The sequence below is a fragment of the Acinetobacter sp. RF14B genome, assembly GCF_006864105.1.
GTDB classification, from domain to species: Bacteria; Pseudomonadota; Gammaproteobacteria; order Pseudomonadales; family Moraxellaceae; genus Acinetobacter; species Acinetobacter lwoffii_C.
This window is the reverse complement of sequence record NZ_SMTB01000259.1, coordinates 1-483: the sequence shown is the minus strand read 5'-3', so window position 1 is coordinate 483 and position 483 is coordinate 1. Positions and strand designations below refer to the sequence as shown.

The following is a 483-nucleotide window of genomic DNA, read 5'->3' as shown; positions in this document are numbered from 1 at the left end:
TCCCAAATTAAATCCCCCTCCTAGACTGCCTCACCAACACTTTACAGTGATCCCGTATTTCCGGACAGGTGATTGATTTTTTTCGCTTGTACAGGTGTTAAGCCACAGTTATCTTGATGTGGACATTATGCATTGTAATAGCCCATTAACATGCGCTAAGAGCATAAATTAATATACAGTAACAAGCATTACGAGGTGCTAATGTTTGGAAAGCAGCCTCTTCCAACTACAATAATAAGTTAACTATCCTCCACCCACAAATAATTACAAATGACCCCTTTCCGCTATAACTCCGATCTCACCAGCGGCTCGCTACAAACCCGAGAGTGTCGCATTATTACTGGCTTGTTACTCCAAGAGCTTGATGAAGCTGCCTGGGATAAAGCCATGTATAAGGAAAATGTGCTTCAGAAACGCACGCAATCTACGGTAAGACGTATTTCTTCAGCGCTTAGAAAACGCCTAGAACACCTAAGCTCTGAC

1 protein-coding gene is annotated in these 483 nt (G+C 42.7%); it reads left to right on the top strand.

Translation table 11 applies throughout. The features are described 5' to 3' along the window. Positions 1–270: 270 nt before the first annotated feature. On the top strand, positions 271–483 hold a 213-nt coding region (locus tag E2K52_RS14850), incomplete at its 3' end, for a BrxA family protein (RefSeq protein ID WP_151205732.1).